Annotated in this window: 1 protein-coding gene (only partly in view); it reads right to left on the reverse strand. The window is 71.7% G+C overall.

The features are described from left to right. On the reverse strand, positions 1–21,546 hold the 3' portion of the coding sequence (locus ACX114_RS21170; protein ID WP_459287208.1) for a non-ribosomal peptide synthase/polyketide synthase. Its footprint extends 9,954 nt past the window's final position; 21,546 of the gene's 31,500 nt are visible here — the last part of the coding sequence; its start codon lies off the right edge, out of view; the stop codon is at positions 1–3.

Genomic DNA, 21,546 nt, shown 5'->3' on the forward strand with positions numbered 1-21,546 from the left:
CTAGCCGATCTTCTTCTTCAGATCGTCCACCGGCGTCGTGTGCGTGACGATGCGGGACTGGAGCTCCCGCGCCACGTTGGTGATCAGCGGCTTGCGCATCATCGTCATGTGCGTGCCCGGCATGTCCACGATCTCCACGCCGCCGGTGACGAGGTCCTCCCAGCCGGTGTGCTCACGCGTGTCCGGACGCTGGCTGGCACGCAAGAGCACGAGCTTCCCGTCGAGCGGCTTCGCGTCGTACTGCGTGAAGGCGCGCGAGGTGGACTCGAACACCCGGTACAGGTTGCGCACGCGCTCCACGCCCACGTCGGCGATCTGCGTGTCACCCTGGCTGCCCACTTCGTAGAAGTAGTTCACGCGCTCCGCCTGCGTCATCTGGCTGATGCGCTCGCGCAGCTCCATGGGGTCGCGGCCGGTGGTGGCCGCCAGCATCATGGTGAGCTCGGACGTGAGCATGTCCTCCAGGACCTGCTCCGGCGTCTTGTCCGGCACCATGTGCTGCACGGTGTACGCGTCGATGCTCGCCAGCAGCGCCACCTCTTCGCCCACGGCGCGCAGCTGCCGCGCCATCTCGAAGGCGATGATGCCGCCCAGCGACCAGCCCGCCAGGTGGTAGGGCCCGTGCGGCTGCACCTCGCGCATGGCCGTCAGGTACAGCGCGGCCATCTCCGCCACGGTGCCCAGGGGCTCCTCGCCCTCGGTGCCCCGGGCCTGCAGGCCGTAGCACGGCTGATCCGCGTCCAGCTCACGCGCCAGGTCCACGTAGCAGAGGACGCCGCCGCCCGCCGGGTGGATGGCGAAGAGCGGAGGCTTCGTGCCCTCCGGCTTCAGCGCCACCAGCGGCGACCAGGCGCGGGAGCCGGCCTCCAGCAGCGCGGCCAGCTGCTCCACCGTCGACGCCTGGAACAGCGACGCCAGGGGCAGGTTCTTGCCGGTGAGCTGCTGGATGCGGCCCATGAGCTGCACCGCCAGCATGGAGTGGCCGCCCAGGTCGAAGAAGTCGTCGCGGATGCCAATGGGCGACATCCCCAGCGTCTCCTCCCAGACGCGGACCAGCTGCAGCTGGAGCGGCGTGCGAGCCACCACCAGCGTGGAGCCTTCCGCGCGCGTCGTGTCCGGAGCGGGCAGCGCGCGTCGGTCCACCTTGCCGTTGGACGTGAGCGGCAGCGAGTCCATCACCATGAAGGCGGACGGCACCATGTACTCCGGCAGCGTGCGCCGCAGCTGCTCGCGCAGTTCCTGAGGGCCCGCCACTGTCTGGCCCGGCGCGCCCACCAGGTACGCCACCAGGCGCTTGTCGCCCGGCGCGTCCTCGCGCACCAGCACCACGGCCTCGCGCACGCTCGGGTGCGAGAGCAGGCCCGCTTCGATTTCGCCCAGCTCGATGCGGAAGCCGCGCACCTTCACCTGGAAGTCCGCACGGCCCAGGTACTCCAGCGTGCCGTCGGGACGCCACCGCGCCAGGTCGCCGGAGCGGTAGAGCCGCGCGCCCGGAACGGTGCTGAACGGATCCGGGATGAAGCGCTGCGCGGTCAGCTCCGGGCGGCCCAGGTAGCCACGGCTGAGGCCGTCGCCGCCCACGTACATCTCACCCGTGACGCCCGGAGGCACCGGCTGTCCGTGCGCATCCAGCACGTACACCTGGAGGTCCGGGATCGCGAAGCCCACTTCGCTGCCGCGCCCGCCCTCCGCGTCCGCCGCCTTGAGTGCGCGGTAGGTCACGTGGACGGTCGTCTCGGTGATGCCGTACATGTTGACGAGCACCGGCGCGTTGTCCGCGTGGCGCGCGTACCAGGGACGCAGGCTGCCGAACTCCAGCGCCTCGCCGCCGAACACCACCGTGCGCAGGGACAGGCCCTCGTGGTCGCCCGTGCGCTCCTCGTGCTGGATGAGCTGACGGAACGCGGACGGCGTCTGGTTGAGCACCGTGACGCCCTCGCGCTTGAGCAGCGCGTGGAAGTCCGCGGGCGTGCGGCTGACCTCGTACGGCACCACCACCAGCTTGCCGCCGTACAGCAGCGCGCCCCACATCTCCCAGACGGAGAAGTCGAAGGCGTACGAGTGGAACAGCGTCCACACGTCCTTCGCGCCGAAGTTGAACCAGTGCTTCGTGCCGTCGAAGAGGCGCACCACCTGGGCGTGCTCGATCTGCGCGCCCTTGGGCCGGCCCGTGGAGCCGGACGTGTAGATGACGTACGCCAGGTGATGCGGCGCCACGCCGCTGTCCGGCGTCGTCGTGGGCGCGGAGGCCCAGGCGGCGGCATCCGAGTCCAGGCACAGGCGCTTCGCCGCGCCCGACGGCACCACGTCCAGCAGGTGCTGCTGCGTGAGCACCACCGGCACGCGAGCGTCCTCCACCATGAACTCCAGACGCTCCCGCGGGTACGCCGGATCCATGGGCAGGTACGCGCCGCCGGCCTTGAGGATGGCCAGCAGGCCCACCATCAGCTCCAGCGAGCGCTCCACCGCGAGGCCCACCAGCACCTCCGGCCCCACGCCCAGCGTGCGCAGGTGATGCGCCAACTGGTTCGCCCGCGTGTCCAGCTCGCGGTACGTGAGGCGCTGCTCGGCGTAGGTGACCGCGATGGCATCCGGGGTACGCGCCGCCTGACGCTCGAACAGCGTGTGCAGGCACGCGTCCACCGGGAAGCGGAAGGACGTGTTCCAGTCCGTCACCACCTGCGCGCGGTCGTCCTCCGTGAGCAGCGGCAACTGGTGCAGCCGCGCGTCGGGGTTCGTCCCGATGCCCGCCAGCAACACGCCCAGGTGACGGGCGAGCCGCTCGGCGGTGCTCGCGTCGAACAGGTCGGTGTTGAACTCCAGCCCGCCCTCGATGCCGTTCGCCGTCTCCGTGAGGCCCAGCGACAGGTCGAACTTCGCGGTGCGGTGCTCCACCTCCACGCCTTCCAGGGTGAGGCCGGTCAGGTTGAACGACCCTTCCGGCGCGTTCTGCAGCGTCATGGACACCTGGAACAGCGGCGTGCGGCTGGTATCGCGCGTGGGCGCCAGCTCCTCCACCAGCTTCTCGAACGGCACCTCCTGGTGCGCGTAGGCGCCCAGCGTCGTCTCCCGCACGCGGCCCAGCAGCTCGCGGAACGTGGGGTCGCCGCCCAGCTTCGTGCGCAGCACCAGCGTGTTGACGAAGAAGCCGATGAGGCCCTCCGTCTCCGCGCGCTGGCGGCCCGCGATGGGCGTGCCCACGCTGATGTCATCCTGTCCGGAGTAGCGCGACAGCAGCGTCTGCCACGCGGCCAAGAGGACCATGAAGGGCGTGGTGCCCTCCTTCAGCGCCAGGGCCTTGAGCGTCTCCGTCAGCTCGCGGCTGACCTTCACCGGGACGCTGGAGCCGTTGGACGTCTGCACCGCCGGACGCGGACGGTCCGTGGGCAGCTCCAGCGCGGAGGGCGCGCCGGTCAGCTGCTGCTTCCAGTAGCCGAGCTGCTTCTCCAGCACCTCGCCCTGGAGCCAGCCGCGCTGCCAGCCAGCGTAGTCCGCGTACTGCACCGGCAGCTCCGGCAGGGACGGCGTGCCGCCGTTGGAGAAGGCCTCGTAGGACGCGGCCATCTCGCGCACCAGCACGCCCATGGACCAACCGTCGGAGACGATGTGGTGCATGACGAGCAGGAGGATGTGCTCCTCCTCGTCCAGCTTGAGCAGCTTCACGCGCAAGAGCGGACCGGTGGCCAGCTGGAACGGGTGCACCGCTTCTTCATCCGCGAGCCGGCGGGCCTCGTCATGGCGCTCGGGGTCCGGGATGTCGGAGAGGTCCACCACCGGGAGCGGCAGCGACACCGCCGGGTGGATGACCTGCGTGGCCTGGCCGTTGTCCAGGTGGAACGACGTGCGCAGCGATTCGTGCCGGCGCACCAGCTCCGTGAAGCTCTGCTCCAGCGCCGTCACGTCCAGCGAGCCCTTCAGGCGAAGGACCATGGGCACGTTGTAGGCCGGGCTGGACGCGTCCAGCTGGTGCAGGAACCACAGGCGCTGCTGGGCGAACGACAGCGGCAGGCGGCCTTCGCGCGGCAGCGGGACGATGGCGGGCGCCTGGGTGCCCGCGCCGGCCTGGAGCGCCTGGTCGATGAGGACGGACAGCTTCTGCACCGTGGGCGCGTTGAAGACGTCCCGCAGCTGCAGGTCGATCCGGAAGATGCTCCGGACGCGCGACAGCACCTGCGTGGCCAGCAGCGAGTGTCCGCCCAGCTCGAAGAAGTCGTCCGTCGAGCCCACGCGGTCCACGTTGAGCAGCTCGCTCCACGCACCGGCGAGCAGCTGCTCCGTCGGGGTGCGCGGCGCGATGAACGCTTCGTCCTGCGCGCGCTCGTCGCTGGGGACGGGCAGCGCCTTGCGGTCCACCTTGCCGTTGGAGGTGACAGGCAGCGCCTCCATCACCACGAAGGCGGACGGCACCATGTACTCCGGCAGCGTGCGCTCCAGGTGCTCGCGCAGGCCCTTGCGATCCAGGACCTCCACGTCACCCGCGACGTAGGCCACCAGCCGCTTGTCCCCGGCCACGTCCTCGCGGACGACGACGACGGACTCGCGGACACCGTAGGCGCCCATGAGGGCGGATTCGATCTCCCCCAGCTCGATGCGGTAGCCGCGCACCTTCACCTGGTGGTCGACGCGGCCCATGTACTCCAGCGTGCCGTCGGCGCGCCAACGGGCCAGGTCGCCGGAGCGGTACAGCCGCGCGCCAGCGTCGGTGCTGAACGCATCCGGCACGAACTTCTCCGCCGTGAGCTCCGGGCGGCCCAGGTAGCCGCGGCCCACCTGCACGCCGCCGATGTACAGCTCACCCGGCACGCCCACCGGCACGGGCTGGAGCTGCGCATCCAGCACGTACATCCGCGTGTTGGGCAGCGGCTTGCCGATGCGCACCGCGCCGGAGGCGGAATCCTCCGGGGCCACGACGTGCACCGAGCAGCCCACCACCGTCTCCGTGGGACCGTACTCGTTGATGAGCCGCGTGGCCGGCGCGTGCTTGCGCCAGAACGCCAGCTCTTCCGAGAAGAGCGCCTCGCCGCCGATGACGAAGGCGCCCGTGCGCCCCGCCGCCGCGTCCGCGCCCAGCAGGTCCGACAACAGCCGCAGGTGGCTGGGCGTCAGCTTCACCAAGCTGAAGCCCGTGCCCTCACGCAGCACGTCCGCCAGGCCCTCCACGCCCCGCGTCTCCGACACCATCACCACGCCCCGGCCCGCGACGAGCGGCGCCAGCATGCTGGTGACCGTGAGGTCGAACGCGAGCGACGAGTGCACCGGCGCGCCCGCGCCCGTGTCCAGCCCGTACGCGGACAAGCACCACGTCAGGTAGTTGGACACGCCGCGGTGTTCGATGGCCACGCCCTTGGGCTTGCCCGTCGATCCGGACGTGTAGATGACGTAGGCCAGGTTGCCGGCAGACACCGCCGTCACGGGCGCGTCCTCGCGCTCGCGGGAGATGCTGCGCTTCCAGTCGCCATCCAGGCTGATGAGCTGCTGGGTGGTGACGGGCAGCTCGTCCGCCAGCGAGTCCTGCGTCAGCACCACCGGCACCTGCGTGTCCTCCAGCATGAAGGACAGGCGGTCCAGCGGGTACTTCGGGTCGAGCGGCACGTAGGCGCCGCCGGCCTTGAGCACGCCCATCACGGCGATGACCATCTCCAGCGAGCGCTCCAGGCACAGGGCGACCTTCACCTCGGGCCCCACGCCCAGCCGGCGCAGGTGGTGCGCAAGCTGATTCGCCTTCGCGTCCAACTGCCGGTACGTGAGCGTCTCACCCTCGAAGGTCGCGGCGATGGCGTCCGGGGTGCGGGCCACCTGCTCCTCGAAGCGCTGGTGGATGCAGGCGTCGCGCGGGAAGTCGGCCCGCGTGTCGTTCCACGTCGTGAGCAGCTGCGTCTTCTCACCGTCGGTGAGCAGCGGCAGGCGCTGCACGGGCACGTCCGGCTGGGACGCCACGCCCTCCAGCAGGATGCGGAGGTGCTCCAGCATCCGTGTCGCGGTGCCGGCGTCGAACAGGTCGGAGTTGTACTCCATGGCTCCGCGCAGCTCGCCGTCCACCTCCGACAGCGTCATGTTCAGGTCGAACTGCGCGGTGGCATGCTCCAGCGGCACGGCGCGCAGCGTGAGGCCCTTGACCTCCAGCTCCGGCACCGGCGCGTTCTGGAACGACAGCAGCACCTGGAACAGCGGCGTGCGGCTGGTGTCGCGCGTGGGCGCCAGTTCCTCGACCAGCTTCTCGAACGGGACCTCCTGGTGCGCGTACGCGCCCAGCGTCGTCTCCTTCACCTGGGCCAGCAGCGCGCGGAAGGACGGGTTGCCTTCCAGCTTCGTGCGCAGCACCAGCGTGTTGACGAAGAAGCCGATGAGGCCTTCCGTCTCCGTGCGGCCACGGCCCGCGATGGGCGTGCCCACGCTCACGTCATCCTGACCGGAGTAGCGCGCGAGCAGCACCTGCCACGCGGCCAGCAGCACCATGAAGGGCGTGGCGCCTTCCTTCAGGGCCAGGGCCTTCAGCGTGTCCGTCACCGGCTTGCCCACGCGCAGGTTCACGCTGGCGCCCCGGTACGTCTGCACCGCCGGACGCGGACGGTCCGTGGGCAGCTCCAGCGCGGCGGGCGCGCCGGACAGCTGCTGCTTCCAGTACGCCATCTGCTGGGCCAGCACGTCACCCTGGAGCCAGCCGCGCTGCCAGCCCGCGTAGTCCGCGTACTGCACCGGCAGCTCCGGCAGGGTCGGCGCGCGGCCGGAGGCGTAGGCCTCGTAGAGGGCCGCCATCTCCCGCACCAGCACGCCCATGGACCAGCCGTCGGAGACGATGTGGTGCATCGTCGCGAGCAGCACGTGCCGCTGGGCCTCCAGCTTGAGCAACTTCACGCGCAAGAGCGGGCCGTTCGCCAGGTGGAACGGACGCTGCGCCTCTTCGTTGGCCCGGCGCTGGGCCTCGGCCTCGCGGACGTCCTCGGGCTGACCGGACAGGTCCACCACCGGCAGCGCCACCGTCGTGGCAGGGTGGACGACCTGCGCGGGCTGGCCGTCACGCATGGGGAACGTGGTGCGCAGCGATTCGTGGCGGCGCACCAGCTCCGTGAAGGCGCGCTCCAGCGCGGACACGTCCAGCGTGCCCTCCAGCCGCACCGGCAGCGGGAGGTTGTAGAAGGCGCTGTCCGGCTCCAGCTGGTTGAGGAACCACAGGCGCTGCTGGGCGAACGACAACGGCATCCGCTCCGCGCGCGGCAGCGCCACGAGCGGCGGCGCCTTCACGCCCCTGCCCTGCGCCACGAGCGCGTCCACGCGCCGGGCCAGGTCCGTCACCGTGGGCGCCTCGAAGAGCGTGCGCAGCGGCAGCTCCACGTCGAAGGCCTCGCGGATGCGCGACGCCAGGCGCGTGGCCATGAGCGAGTGGCCGCCCATCTCGAAGAAGTGGTCCTCCACGCCCACGCGCTCCACGCCCAACAACTGCGCGAAGAGGGCCGCGAGCAGCTCCTCCGTCGGCGTGCGCGCGGCCACGAAGGCGCGCGTGCGCGAGACCTCGCCCGTCGGTGCGGGCAGGGCCTTGCGGTCGATCTTGCCCGCGGGCGTCAGCGGCAGGGCCTCCAGCACCACGAAGGCCGAGGGCACCATGTACTCCGGCACCTCCGTCTTCAGGTGGCGGCGCAGCTCCACCGCGTCCAGCGTGCCCACGGCCTGGGGCACGACGTACGCCACCAGGCGCTTGTCGCCCGGCGCGTCCTCGCGCACCACCACCGCCGCCTCACGCACCTCCGCGTGGTGCAGCAGCACGGACTCGACCTCGCCCAGCTCGATGCGGAAGCCGCGCACCTTCACCTGCGAGTCGATGCGGCCCAGGTACTCGAGCTCGGCCGAGGACGTCCACCGCACGCGGTCGCCGGTGCGGTACAGCCGCGCGCCCGGCTCCTGGCTGAACGGGTTCGGGATGAACCGCTCCGCCGTCAGGTCCGGCCGGCCCTGGTAGCCACGCGCCAGGCCCACGCCCGCCACGTACAGCTCGCCCGGGACGCCCGCCGGCTGCGGCCGGAGCGCGTCATCCAGCACGTACACCTGCACGTTCGCCCACGGCTTGCCGATGGTGAGCCGCTCCGGGTTCGCGCCGTTCTCGGTCAGCGTCGCGCAGACGGTGGCCTCCGTGGGGCCGTAGGCGTTGATCATCAAGCGCCCTTCGCCCCACTTGCGCGCCAGCTCCACGCTCAGCGCCTCGCCCGCGGAGATGACGGTGCGCAGGCCCTCCAGCCCTTCCGTGCCCAGCTGCGCGAGCACCGACGGCGTCAGGGTGATGGCGGTGATGCGCTGCTGCTGGAGCAGCGTGCGCAGCGGCTCATCCGGCAGCAGCCGGTCGCGCGGCGCGAGCACCAGCGTGGCCCCGGCGACGAGCGTGCCGAAGACTTCGCACACGCTCGCGTCGAAGCTGGACGCCGCGTACTGGAGCACGCGGCTGCCCGGCGCGTAGCGGTGCGCGCGGCCCGCCTGGATGGCCGTGTTCACCAGGCCCTGGTGCTGGAGCAGCGTGCCCTTGGGGCGGCCCGTGGAGCCGGACGTGTAGATGACGTACGCCAGGTTGGCGGAGGTCATGTTCACGGACGGCGCCGTGGTGGGCAGGGCCTGGAGGACGTCCCGGACGTCGTCCAGGTGCAGCCCCACGCGGTCCTCCGCGTGCAGGCCCGGCATGGGCTCGCCGCGCGTCACGAGCACCGTGGCGCCGCTGTCCTCCAGCATGTAGTCGAGCCGGTCGATGGGGTACGCCGGGTCGAGCGGCACGAACGCGCCGCCCGCCTTGAGCACGCCCAGCATGCCGACCACCAGGTCCAGCGAGCGGTCCAGGCAGAGCGCCACGCGGACTTCCGGCGCGACGCCCAGGGTGCGCAGGTGGTGCGCCAGCTGGTTCGCCTTCGCGTCCAGCTGCGCGAACGTGAGCGACGTGTCCTCGTAGACGAGCGCCACGGCGTCCGGCGTGAAGCGGGCATGCGCCTCGATGAACGACTGGATGCAGGCCTCACGCGGGAAGTCCACGCGGGTGTCGTTCCACACCACCAGCTCCTGCCGCGCCTCGTCCTCCGTCATGAGCGGCAGCGCCATCACGCGCTGGTCCATGTCCGCGGCGATGCCTTCCAGCATCATCACGAAGTGCTGCACCAGCCGCTCGGCGGTGACGCGGGAGTACAGGTCGGAGTTGTACGCGAGCCGGCCCAGGAAGCCCTCGGACGCGTCCGCCAGCGACAGGGACATGTCGAACTTCGCCGTGCGCGCCTCGGCCTCGAACGTCTTCAGCGTGAGGCCGGCCACGGACACCTGACCGGACAGCTCCTCCGCCTGGAGCACGAACATGGCCTGGAAGAGCGGCGAGCGGCTGGTGTCGCGCACCGGGTGCAGCTCCTCCACCAGCTTCTCGAAAGGCACCTCCTGGTGGACGTGCGCGGACAGCACCGTGTCACGCACCTGGGTGAGCACGTCGCGGAAGGACGGGTTGCCCTCCAGCTTCGCGCGCAGCACCAGCGTGTTGACGAAGAAGCCGATGATGCCCTCCGTCGACGAGTGCCCGCGGCCCGCGGCCGGCGAGCCCACGCTGATGTCGTCCTGGCCCGCGTGGCGCGCCAGGAGCACCTGCCACGCCGCCAGCAGGAACATGAACGGCGTCACGGCCTTCTCGCGGCACAGCGCCTTGATCCGCTGCGACAGCGCCTGCGGCACCTCCACCGCCACGCCGCCGCCCGAGTACGTCATCACCGCCGGGCGCGGGAAGTCCGTGGGCAGCTCCAGCGCGGAGGGCGCGCCGGCCAGCTGCTGCCGCCAGTACTCCACGTGCTTGCCCATCACGTCGCTGCGCAGCCAGTCGCGCTGCCAGCCCGCGTAGTCCGCGTACTGCACCGGCAGCTCCGGCAGGGGCGACGGCTTGTCCTCGCGGAAGGCCGCGTAGATGGCGGCGATCTCCCGGACGAGCAGGCTCATGGACCAGCCGTCCGTGATGATGTGGTGCAGCGACAGGAGCAGCACGTGCTCCGTCTGGGACATGCGCAGGATGAGGGCGCGCATGAGCGGCCCCGTGGCCAGCTTGAAGCCCCGGTTGGTCTCCGCGTCGGCCAGGCGCTTCGCCTCGGCCTCGCGCTCCGCGTCCGGCAGGCCGCTCAGGTCCACGACGTTGAGCGACGCCGGTGCGGGCGCGTGGATGCGCTGCACGGGCTGGTCGCCTTCCGCGTGGAAGGTGGTGCGCAGCGATTCGTGCCGCCGCACCAGCTCCGTGAAGGTCCGCTCCAGCACGCCCAGGTCCAGCTCACCCTCCAGACGGACGGGCAGCACGATGTTGTAGAACGCGCTGTCCGGCTCCATCTGGTCCAGGAACCACAGGCGCTGCTGGGCCAGCCCCAGGGGCAGCGAGCCCTCGCGCGGCAGCGGCACGATGGGCGGCGCCTGGAGTCCCTGCTCCGAACGCACGGACTGATCCACGCGCTGGGCCAGGTCCGCGATGGTGGGCGCCTCGAAGAGCGCGCGCAGCGGCAGCTCCACGCCGAACGCCTCGCGGATGCGCGAGGCGACCTGCGTGGCCAGCAGCGAGTGCCCGCCCAAATCGAAGAAGTTGTCGCGCACCCCCACCCGCTTCACGTCCAGGACCTCCGTCCAGACCGTGGCGAGCATCTCCTCCGTCGGCGTGCGCGGCGCGGCGAACTCCGCCTCGCTGCGCTCCGTGCGGGCGTCGGACGGCGCGGGCAGCGCCTTGCGGTCCACCTTGCCCGCGGGCGTCATCGGCAGCGCCTCCAGCACCACGAAGGCGGACGGCACCATGTACTCCGGCACCTCGCCCTTCAGGTGGCGCCGCAGCTCCGCGACATCCAGCTCGGTGTCCTCCTGCGCGACGACGTAGGCCACCAGGCGCTTGTCGCCCGGCACGTCCTCGCGCACGACCACCGCGGCCTCACGGATGTCCGTGTGGTGCAGCAGCACGGACTCGACCTCGCCCAGCTCGATGCGGAAGCCGCGCACCTTCACCTGGAAGTCGATGCGGCCCAGGTACTCCAGCTCGCCCGTGGCCAGCCAGCGCACGCGGTCACCCGTGCGGTACACGCGGGCGCCCGGCTCCTGGCTGAACGGATGCGGCACGAACTTCTCCGCCGTCAGGTCCGGCCGGCCCTGGTAGCCGCGCGCCAGCGCCACGCCGCCGATGTACAGCTCACCGGCCACGCCCACCGGCACCGGCCGCTGCGACGCGTCCAGCACGTACACCTGCGCGTTCGCCCACGGCTTGCCGATGGTGATGCGCTCCGGGTTCACGCCGCCTTCGGTCAGCGTCGCGCAGACCGTGGCCTCCGTGGGGCCGTAGGCGTTGATCATGAGGCGCCCGGCGCCCCACTTGCGCGCCAGCTCCACGCTCAGCGCCTCACCGGCGGACACCACGCTGCGCAGGCCCTCCAGCCCTTCCGTGCTCAGCTGCGCGAGCACCGACGGCGTCAGGGTGGCGGTGGTGATGCCCTGCTCCTTCAGCAGCGCGCGCAGCGGCTCGTCCGGCATCAGCCGGTCGCGCGGCGCGAGCACCAGCGTGGCGCCCGCGGCCAGGGTGCTGAAGATCTCCCAGACGCTGGCATCGAAGCTGGACGCCGCGTACTGGAGCACGCGGCTGCCCGGCGCCACCCGCTTCGCCGCGGCGGCGCGCAGGGCCGTGTTCACCAGGCCCTCGTGCTGCAAGAGCGTGCCCTTGGGACGGCCCGTGGAGCCGGACGTGTAGATGACGTACGCCAGGCTGTGGGCGGACACGCCCGTGCGCGGCGCCTCCTCCGGCATCCGCTCGATGGCGTCCACGTCCATGTCCAGCTGGATGGTCAGGCGGCCGTCGGTGGGCAGCGAGTCCATCAGCGACTCCTGCGTCACCAGCACCGGCGCGCCCGAGTCCGACAGCATGTAGTCGAGCCGCTCCACCGGGTACGACGGATCCAACGGGATGAACGCGCCGCCGGCCTTGAGGATGCCGAGCATGCCCACCACGAGATCCAGCGAGCGCTCCAGGCAGAGCGCCACGCGCACTTCGGGTCCGACGTAGCGGCGGCGCAGGTGGTGCGCCAGCTGGTTCGCCTTCGTGTCCAGCTCCGCGTACGTGAGCGACTGATCCTCGTACACGAGGGCCACCGCGTCCGGCGTGGCCTCCGCGTGCGCCGCGATGAGCGAGTGGATGGTCGCCTCGCGCGGCAGCTCCGCGCGCACGCTGTTCCAGCCCACCAGCACCTGGTGCCGCTCCTCGGCGGACAGCAGGGGCAGCCCGCCCACGGCCGACTCGGGCTTCGCCACGATGCCCGCGAGCAGCACGTGCAGGCGCGCCATCATCCGCTCCGCGGTCGCGCGGGCGAACAGGTCGGAGTTGTACTCCAGGCGGCCCACGAAGCCGTCCGCCGCGTCCAGCATGGACAGGGCCAGGTCGAACTTCGCGGTGCGCGCCTCCGCCTCGTAGGCGCTCAGGGTGAGGCCCGGCACGGACAGCTTCGCCGCCAGCTCCTGGTGCAGCACGAACCACACCTGGAAGAGCGGCGAGCGGCTGGTGTCGCGCACCGGCTGCAGCTCCTCCACCAGCTTCTCGAAGGGCACTTCCTGGTGCGCGTGCGCGCCCAGCACCGACTCCCGCACCCGCGCGAGCACCTGGCGGAACGAGGGGTCCCCTTCCAGCCGCGTGCGCAGCACGAGCGTGTTGATGAAGAAGCCGATGAGGCCTTCGGTCTCCATGCGGCCACGGCCCGCCACGGGCGATCCCACCGTGACGTCGTCCTGGCCCGCGTGGCGCGCCAGCAGCACCTGCCACGCGGTGAGCAGCAGCATGTACGGCGTGACGCCTTCCTTCAGCGCCAGGGCGCGCAGGGCGTCCGACAGCTCGCGCGGCAGCGTGAAGGGCAGCGTCTCACCGCGGTACGTCTGCACCGCCGGGCGCGGGAAGTCCGTGGGCAGCTCCAGCGCGGAGGGCGCGCCGGAGAGCTGCTGCTTCCAGTAACCGACCTGCTTCTTCAGCACGTCGCCCTGGAGCCAGCCGCGCTGCCAGCCCGAGTAGTCCGCGTACTGCACCGGCAGCTCCGGCAGCGGCGACGGCTTGCCCTGACGGAAGGCCTCGTAGAGCGCGGCCACTTCGCGAACGAGCACGCCGCGCGACCAGCCGTCGGACACGATGTGGTGCACCGTGAGCAACAGCATGTGGCGCACGTCGGAGATGCGCACCAGCGTGGCGCGCAGCAGCGGGCCCGTGGCCAGGTTGAACGGCCTGCCCGCGTCCTCGTCCGCCAGACGCTGCGCCTTCGCCTCGCGCTCGGCCTCCGGCAGGTGGGTGAGGTCCACGAGCGGCAGCGGCATGGGAGCCGCCGGGTGGACGACCTGCACCGGGTTGCCACCCTCCGCGCGGAAGGTGGTGCGCAGCACTTCGTGACGGCGCACCAGCTCCGTGAAGGCCTGCTCCAGCGGGGCCACTTCCAGCGAGCCGTCCAGCATCACCGGCGCGGCGATGTTGTAGAACGCGCTGTCCGGCTCCAGCTGATCCAGGAACCACAGGCGCTGCTGCGCGAACGACAGAGGCAGCGTGTGCTCACGCGACAGCGGCACGATGGCCGGCGCCTCCAGGCCGAAGCCCTGGCGGACCGCCTCGTCCACGCGGGCGGAGAGCGTCTCCACCGTGGTCGCCTCGAAGAGCGCGCGCAGGGGCAGCTCCACGCGGAACGCGCTCCGGATGCGGGAGATCATCTGCGTCGCCAGCAGCGAGTGGCCGCCGAGCGCGAAGAAGTCGTCCTTCACGCCCACGCGCTCCACGCCCAGCAGCTTGGACCACAGGCCCGCGATGAGCTCCTCGGTGGGAGTGCGCGGGGCCACGTGGGCGCGGCCGGCTTCGGTCTCCTTCTCCGGCGCGGGCAGCGCGCGGCGGTCCACCTTGCCGTTGGACGTGAGCGGCAGCGCGTCCAGCATGACGAAGGCGGACGGCACCATGTAGTCCGGCAGCCGCGACTTCAGGCCCTGGCGAAGCGCCCCGGCCTCCAGCGTGTGGCCGGGCACCGCGACGACGTAGGCCACCAGGCGCTTGTCGCCCGGCACGTCCTCGCGCGCCAGCACGACGACTTCCGCGACACCGGGCAGGCCGCTCATCGCGGCTTCAATCTCCGGCAACTCGATGCGGAAGCCGCGCACCTTCACCTGGAAGTCGACGCGGCCCAGGAACTCCAGCGCGCCGTCCGGCAGGTAGCGGACGCGATCGCCCGTGCGGTACACGCGCGCGCCCGGCTCCGCGTGGAACGGATCCGCGAGGAAGCGCTCCATCGTCAGGTCCGGCCGGCCCAGGTAGCCCCGGGCCACGCCCGCGCCGCCGATGAAGAGCTCGCCGGGCACCCCCACGGGGACGGGTTGCAGCGCCGCGTCCAGCACGTACATCCGGGCGTTGGGCAGCGGCCGGCCCAGCGGCACGGAGGCCGTGGCGGACAACTGCGTGCCGCGCTCCACCTTCCACGTGAGCACGCCGACCGTGGTCTCGGTGGGGCCGTAGTGGTTGAAGACTTCGAGCCCGGGCACGAGCGCATGCACGCGCGCCACGAGCGCCGGATCGGACGCCTCACCGCCCAGCACCAGCCGCTTGCGAGGCAGGACGCGCTCGGGCGACGGCGACGACAGGAGCGCCGTCAGGTGCGAGGGGACGATCTTCAAGCAGTCCACCGCGTGGCGCTGGAAGTAGTCGCCCAACGCGGCCGGATCGGACGCCCGGTCGCGGGAGATGAGGTGCAGCGTGCCGCCGCCGCTCAGCGTCGGGAAGACGGCGGTGTGGCCCAGGTCCGCGGCCAGCGTGGACACCGACGCGAAGCTCGCCGCCGGGGGCAGCTCCAGGCGCAGCGTCACGCCCTCCACGTAGTGGTTGAGCTGACGGTGCTCGATGGCCACGCCTTTGGGCCGGCCCGTGGAGCCGGACGTGAAGATGACGTAGGCCAGCGAGCTCGCGTCACCCAGGCGCTGCGGGTCGTCCTCACGCTCGCGCGAGAGCAGCCCGGCGTCGGAGTCCAGGCACACGTGTCCCCTGGAGGCGTCCGCCACGTTCGCGGCGAGCGAGGCCTGCGTCACGACGAGTGAAGCCGACGCGTCCTCCAGCACCGTGCGCAGGCGCTCCGGCGGATGCGACGGATCCAGCGGCACGTACGCGCCGCCGGCCTTGAGGATGCCCATCATGCCGACGATGGCATCCGGGGTGCGCTCGGTGAGCAGGCCCACGCGCGCATCCGGGCCCACGCCGCGCGCGCGCAGCCAGTGCGCGAGCTGGTTGGCCCGGCGGTTCAGCTCGCCGTAGGTGAGCTGGCCGTCGTCGCAGACCACCGCCACGGCGTCCGGCGTGCGGGCCGCGTGGACGGCGAAGCGCTCGTGGACGCAGGTGTCACCCGCGGGCTGCGTGCCCGTGGCGTTCCACTCCACCAGCAGCTTCTGGCGCTCCGCGTCCGGCAGCAGCCGTGCGTGCTCGTGACGCGCGTGCGGGTTGGCGGCCATCGCTTCGAGGGCGCGGAAGTAGTAGCCCGCCAGCGCCTCCGTCTGGTCCGCGTCGCGCTGCGTGCCGTTGGTGCGCAGCACGAGCATCAGCGCGCCGGTGTCCGGGCGCTGGAGGAACAGCGTGCTCAGCGGCAGCTCCATCCACGCGGTGGACGGCGTCTCCTCCAAGAGGCGCACGCCTTCGAGCTGCGACAGGCCTCCGGCCACGTGGAAGTGGACGAAGTTGAAGATGGTCTCGAACAGCCGCTGGCCGCCCAGCTGCTGCTGCAACCGGCCCATGGGGTAGCGGCGGTGCGGCCAGATGTCGCCGTCCGCCTTCGACACCTGGCGCACCAGGTCCAGCCACGTGCCGTCCTCCAGCGTCACCGGGAACGGGATGCTGTTGAGGAACAGGCCCACCATGCGCTCACTGTCGGCCGTCTCCGGACGGCCGTTGGAGACCACGCCCGTCACCACCGAGCGCTGTCCCTCCATGAGCGCGCGCACGCGCAGGTGCGCCGCCAGCAGCACGGTCTTCAGCGGCACGTTGGCCGCCTGCGCCACGCGCTGGAGGCCTTCCTGGAGCGCGGCGGGCACGTCCACCTGCCGCATGCTCAGCACCGGCTCCTGGCCCGCGGGCAGCGGCGCGCGGGGAGCAGGACGGTCCACTTCCGACAGGCGCGACTTCCAGAACCGCTCGCCCTCGCCGGAGGTGAGCGACTGGTGCTCCAGCGCGACGAACTGGCGGTAGGTGACGGCCAGCGGCGCCGCCTCCGGGGCCGGCGTGCCGCGCAGCAGGTTCACGTAGCCGCGGAACAGCTCGGACAGCAGCGTCGCGAGGCTCCAGCCATCCAGGATGGCGTGGTGGAAGATGAGCGAGAACTGGAGCGTCTTCTCCGTGCGCCGGTAGATCGCGAAGCGCAGGAGCGGCGCGCGGCTCCAGTCGAACGGACGGCAGCGGTCCTCTTCCACGAGCTTGCGCAAGAGCGCGTCCTGCTCCGAGGCAGGGACGTGGCGCACGTCGTGGAGCTCCAGCGGCACCTGGGCCTCGCGGTGCACGAGCTGCAACGGCTGCTCGTAACCGGTGAGGTCGAACGATGTGCGCAGGATGGCGTGGCGGCGGGCCAGCTCGGCCAGCAGCTGGCGCATCTTCGCCTCATCCAGCGCCATCTCCAGGTGGTAGCTGGTGGCGTCGTGGTACATGCCGGACGCCTGGTCCAGCTCGCTCTGGAAGAGCATGCCGGCCTGGAGCACGGCGACCGGGTACGCGTCCTCCACGTCCGAGGGCAGGCGCGCGCGGTCCGCGTCGGACAGCAGGCTGAACGGCTCCGAGCCCGGGACGGCCTGAGCCGCGGCCTTCGACGGGGCCGCGTGCACCAGGTTCCCCAGCGCGCGGATGGTGGGCTGACGCAGCAGCTCCACCATGGGCAGATCCAAGCCGCGCTCACGCAGCTTCGCGATGAGCTGGATGCTGCGGATGGAGTCACCGCCCAGGTCGTAGAAGCTGTCGTCGATACCGACGCGCTCCACGCCCAGGACCTCCGCCCAGACCTCGCACAGCGCGGTCTCTTCCGGCGTGCGGGGCGCGGCGTACGCGGTGGACATCTGCGGACGCTCGCTGCCGGGCACGGGCAGCGCGCGGCGGTCCACCTTGCCGTTGGGCGTGAGCGGCAGCGCGTCCAGCGCCATCAGCGCCGTGGGCACCATGTACGCGGGCAGCTTGTCGTGGAGGAACGAGCGCATCGTGTCCACGCCCAGCGGCTCCGCGCCCTCCTCCGTGACGACGTAGGCCACCAGGGCCTTCTCGCCCGCGACCTCCTGCACGGCGACGGTGACGTCGAGCACGGACGGGTGTCCGCGCAGCGCCGTCTCGATCTCTCCCGGCTCGATGCGGAAGCCGCGCACCTTCACCTGCTGGTCGATGCGGCCCAGGAACTCCAGCGCGCCGTCCGCGCGGAAGCGGACCTGGTCGCCGGTGCGGTACAGCCGCGCGCCCGGCACGGTGCTGAACGGATCCGGGATGAACTTCTCCGCCGTCAGCTCCGGCTGGTTCAGGTAGCCGTGCGCCAGGCCGTCGCCGCCCGCGAACAGCTCGCCGGGAGCCCCCAGGGGCACGGGCTCCAGGGACGCGTTGAGGACATGCACGCGCGTGCCGTTGATGGGACGGCCGATGGGCACGGAGATGCCCAGCGCGCCCGCGTCCTCCACCGGGTAGCACGCGGTGAACGTCGTGTTCTCCGTGGGGCCGTAGCCGTTGATGACGCGGCAGCCCGGCAGTTGCTCCATCACGCGCAGCACGTGCGCGGGAGACAGCACGTCACCACCCGCCAGGAGCTGGCGCACGGGACGCAGTCCGTCCAGGTTGCCGTCCACCATCTGGTGGAACAGACCGGCGGTGAGCCACAGCGTGCTCACGCCCTCCCGGGTGATGACCTGGCCCAGCTCGTCCAGGGTGGGCGCGCGCGGCGGGAACACGGCGAGCTTCGCGCCGTTGAGCATCGCGCCCCACAGCTCGAAGGTGGACGCGTCGAACGCGAGCGGCGCCAGTTGGAGGAAGACCTCCTTCGACGACAGGCTCACCCACTCCGGACCGCACACCAGGCGCACCACGGCGCGGTGGGGCACGGACACGCCCTTGGGCCGGCCCGTGGAGCCGGAGGTGTAGAGGACGTACAGCTCGTCCTCGCCCGTGGGCGCGGTGTCGAGGTTGGACTCCGGACGCTTCGCGAGCGCGGCCGCGTCGTCATCCAGGCAGACCACCTGGAGCCACTGCGCGGGCAGCTCGTCCGCGATGGCGGAGACGCTCACGAGCGCGGACAGGCCCGCGTCCTCGATGAGCATCGAGAGGCGCTCGGTGGGGAAGCTGGGGTCGAGCGGCACGTACGCGCCGCCCGCCTTGGCGATGCCCAGCACCGCCACGACGAGCTCCAGCGAGCGCTCCAGGGACACGCCCACGCGCTTGCCGGGCCTGACGCCCAGGGCACGCAGGTGGTGCGCGAGCTGGTTGGCGCGCGCGTTGAGCTGGCCGGCGGTGAGCGTCTCACCCTCGAAGCTCACGGCGACCGCGTCCGGGGCGCGAGCGGCCTGCGCCTCGAAGACGCGCGACACGGGCTGACCGTGCGGGTACGTCCGCGGGCGGTCGTTCCACGCGGCGAGCGTGGTGCGCTCCTCCGGCGTGAGCAGCGGCAGCGTGCCGATGCGCTGCTCGGGGTCGTCCACGACGACGCGCAGCAGCGTCTCGAAGTGGGCGAACAGGCGCTCCACCGACGCGCGGTCGAGCACGTCCGTGTTGTGCTCCACCGTGACGGTGAGCCCGCCCTGCCACGGGAACACGACGACGAGCAGGTCCCACTTCGCGGTCCCGTTCGTCTCCGCGTCCAGGAGGCTGAGCTCCAGGCCGGGGAGCTGGAGCGGCGGCAGCGGCGCGTTCTCCAGCACGAACTTCACGTTGAAGAGCTGGCCACCCGGCTCGCGCGGCGGCTTGAGCGCCTGCACCAGGGTGCCGAAGGGCAGGTCCTGGTGCTCGTAGGCGTCCAGGGTCCCCTTGCGCACGCGATCCAACAGCGAGCGGAAGGACAGGTCGCCCGACACCTGCGTGCGCAGGACGAGCTGGTTGGTGAAGAAGCCGACCAGCGACTCCAGCTCCTCGCGGGCGCGGTTCGCGATGTCCGTGCCCACGACGATGTCGTCCTGGCCCGTGCGGCGGTGCAGGAGCGCGTCGAACGCGGCGAGCAGCACCATGAACAGCGTGGCGCCCTCCCCTCGCCCCAGCGCCTCGATGCGGGACGTGAGGTCCGGGGACAGGTGGAAGCGGCGGCTGTCACCGTGGAAGCGGTCGCCCGCGGGGCGTGGCGCGTCCGTGCGCAGCGCGATGCGGGGCGCTCCGGCGAGCTGCTTCTTCCACCAGGAAATCTGCTGCTCCAGCACGTCGCCGCTCAGCCACTGGCGGTGCCAGAGGGTGTAGTCCGCGTACTGCACGGGCAGCACGGGCAGCGGCGAGGACTCTCCGCGCGAGAACGCGGTGTAGAGCGCCTGGAGCTCGTGCATGAACACGCCCACGGCCCAGCCATCCACCACGATGTGGTGCATGGCGAGGCACAGCACGTGCTCACGCGCGCTCAGCTTCAGGAGCTGGGCGCGCAGGAGCGGGCCCTGCACCAGGTCGAACGGCCGGGCGGCCTCCGCGTTCAGGTGCTTGCGGGCCTCGGCCTCCGACTGGTCGGCGGGCAGCGAGGACAGGTCCACCACGGGCAGCACGAACGGCTTCGCCGGCAGGACGACCTGCACGGGCGCGCCGGACGCGTCCTGCTGGAAGACGGTGCGCAGCGCCTCGTGGCGCCGGACGATCTCCTCCAGGCCGCGGCGGAGCACGTCGACGTCCAGGTCGCCGCTCAAACGCGCCGCGCTGGGCACGTTGTAGATGGGCGTGCCCGGCGTGAGCTGCTCGAAGAGCCAGAGGCGCTCCTGGTCGAAGGACAGCGGCAGCGAGCCCTCGCGCGACGCGGGCTTGAGCGGCGGCGTCTTGAACTTCCGCTCGGCGCCCGTGGCCTCATCCACGCGGGCGGCCAGGGCGGCCACCGTCGGGGACTCGAAGAGCGCGCGCAGGGGCAGCTCCACCTGGAACTCGCCGCGCAGGCGCGACACCAACTGCGTGGCCATCAGCGAGTGGCCGCCCAGTTCGAAGAACGAATCCTCCGCGCCCACGCGCTCCACGGTGAGCACGCGCGCGAAGAGGGCCGCCACGCGCGTCTCCGTCGGCGTGCGCGGGGCCACGTAGGCGTCCGGACGCGTGAGCGCGCCGGTGGGGGCCGGCAGGGCCTTGCGGTCCACCTTGCCGGCAGGGGTCATCGGCAGCGCGTCCAGCACCACGAAGGCCGACGGCACCATGTATTCCGGCACGCCGTCCTTCAGGTGCTTGCGCAGCGAGGCCGCGTCCACCGTCCGGCCCGGCTGCGACACGACGTAGCCGACCAGCCGCTTGTCGCCCGGGACGTCCTCGCGAACCACGACCGCCGCCTCACGCACGTCCGCGTGGCGCAGCAGCACGGCCTCGATCTCACCCAGCTCGATGCGGAAGCCGCGCACCTTCACCTGGTGGTCGATGCGGCCCAGGTATTCGATCTCGCCCTCGGCCAGCCAGCGCACGCGGTCGCCGGTGCGGTACAGCCGCGCGCCAGGCTCGTTGCTGAACGGGTTGGGGACGAACTTCTCGGCCGTCATGTCCGGCCGGCCCTGGTAGCCACGCGCCAGTCCTTCGCCCGCGACGTACAGCTCACCGGCCACGCCCACGGGCACCGGGTGGTGCAGGGCATCCAGCACGTACACCTGCACGTTCGCCAGCGGCTTGCCGATGGTCAGGCGCTCCGCGCGGACGCCGCCGTGCGTGAGGGTCGCGCAGACCGTGGTCTCGGTGGGGCCGTACGCGTTGATCAGCGTCCTCCCCTGCCCCCACTTGCGAGCCATCTCAACGCTCAGCGCCTCACCGGCGGAGACGATGGTGGACAGGCCATCCAGCCCGTCCGTGCTCAGTTGCGCGAGCACCGACGGCGTCAGCGTCACGGTGGTGATGCGCTGCTGCTGAAGCAGCGTGCGCAGCGGTTCATCCGGCAGCAGCCGGTCGCGAGGCGCGAGCACCAGCGTGGCCCCGGACACGAGCGTGCTGAACACCTCCCACACGCTGGCGTCGAAGCTGGACGCCGCGTACTGCAACGCGCGGCGGCCCGAGCCCAGGCCCTTCGCCGCGGCGGCCTGCCGGGCGGTGTTGTTGAGGCCGCGGTGCGGCAGCAGCGTGCCCTTGGGACGGCCCGTGGAGCCGGACGTGTAGATGACGTACGCCAGGGTGTCCGCGTTGGCGCTGGAGGCCGGAGCGGACTCCGGCAGCGTCCGGAGGTGCGCCGCCTCCACGTCCATGCGCACCACGCGCAGGCCGTCGGTGGGCAGTTGCTGGCTCAGCGACTCCTGCGTCACCAGCACGGGCGCGCCGCTGTCCTCCAGCATGAAGGACAGGCGCTCACGCGGGTAGGACGGATCCAGCGGCACGAAGGCGCCACTGGCCTTCTGGATGCCGAGCATCGCGACCGCGAGTTCCAGCGAGCGCTC

The sequence above is a fragment of the Corallococcus sp. M7 genome, assembly GCF_054512695.1.